This window comes from Chromobacterium aquaticum (assembly GCF_021129195.1).
Taxonomy (GTDB): Bacteria; Pseudomonadota; Gammaproteobacteria; order Burkholderiales; family Chromobacteriaceae; genus Chromobacterium; species Chromobacterium aquaticum.
This window is the reverse complement of the sequence record NZ_JAJOHW010000280.1, coordinates 1-1,364: the sequence shown is the minus strand read 5'-3', so window position 1 is coordinate 1,364 and position 1,364 is coordinate 1. Positions and strand designations below refer to the sequence as shown.

Annotated in this window: 1 protein-coding gene; it reads right to left on the bottom strand. The window is 71.7% G+C overall.

Annotation, left to right across the window (positions count from 1 at the left end):
• Nucleotides 1–48 precede the first annotated feature (48 nt).
• Entirely contained in the window at nucleotides 49–1,221 is a 1,173-nt protein-coding gene (locus tag LQT98_RS23800) for an acyl-CoA dehydrogenase family protein (protein ID WP_107798537.1), read from the bottom strand.
• Nucleotides 1,222–1,364: the final 143 nt, after the last annotated feature.

The following is a 1,364-nucleotide window of genomic DNA, read 5'->3' as shown; positions in this document are numbered from 1 at the left end:
CGCGGGGGCGGCCCAGCGCCGCCATCGCGCGCTCCGCAATCCGCGCGCTCATGCCAGCTCCCGCCGGAAGCCGGCCAGCGCATGACGCGCCACCAGGCTCTTGTGCACCTCGTCCGGGCCGTCGTAAATCCGCCCCGCGCGTTCGTGCCGCCACAGCACATTGAGAATCGTGTCGCCGCTGACGCCCAACGCGCCCTGAACCTGCAACGCGTGATCGAGCACGGTCTGCGTCACGCCGGCCACGAAGAACTTCGCGATCGAGATGTCGATCTGCGCGCGCTCGTGGCGGTTTTGCAGCCGTGTGGCCGCCTGGGTCACCAGCAGGCGCGCGGCGTCTATCGACGCGCGGCTCTCGGCGATCCAGTTCTGCACCGTCTGGCGCGAGGACAGCAGCTCGCCCGCCGCCAGTTCCCGGCGGCAGGCGCGCCGGCACATGATGGCGAAGGCGCGCTCGCACACGCCTATCCAGCGCGCGCAATGGTGCAGCCGCCCGGTGGCGAGCCTGGCCTGCAGCACGACGAAGCCCTCGCCGGGCTTGCCCAGCATCGCGTCCTCGCCCACCCGGCAATCGTCCAGCACCAGTTCGCCGTGGCTGGCCCAGCCGCAGCCCTCGTCCCCCATCACCCGCAGATTGCGGACGTGGCGGAAGCCGGGCGCGTCGGTGGGCACGATGAAGGTGCTGGTGCGCGCGTGCAGCGGCGCGGCCTCGTCGGTGACGGCCAGCACGATGGCGAAGCCCGCGCCGTCGGCGCCGGACGCGAACCATTTGCGGCCGTTCAGATGCCAGGCGCCGTCCCTGTACACCGCCGTCGTTTTCAGCGAGGAGGGATTCGATCCGGCGGACTCCGGCTCCGTCGCCGCGAAGCAACTGCGCAGCTCGCCGCGCAATAGCGGCTCCAGCCAGCGCCGGCGCTGCGCGGGAGTCGCGTACTCCAGCAGCACGTCGATGTTGCCGGCATCGGGCGCCTGGTAGTTGACCGCGTAATGGCCCAGCGGCGAGGCGCCCAGCAGCTCGCCCACCTCCACCAGCTCAAGCAGGTTCAGGCCCAGGCCGCCGTCAGCGCGCGGCACCTGCGGCAGCCACAGGCCGTGCGCCCGGTTGGCCGCGCGGATGCCGCTCATCAACTGTTCCACGGTTTCGAAATCGCCGTTGGCGAGCGCCGCCTCCGGTTCCGCCAGCGCCGCCTCGACGGCGGCGAATGCCTTGACTCTGGTGTTCATTGTTCTTCCTCGGTTTCCATGTCTGAAACGGCCCGCCGCGCGGCGGCCTCCATGGCGCGCAAGGCGCCGGCCAGCCCGCTGACGAAGGGGGGGCGCATGATGCCGACGTGATCGCCGGGCAGGCGCAGCGCCGCCGCCGCGGC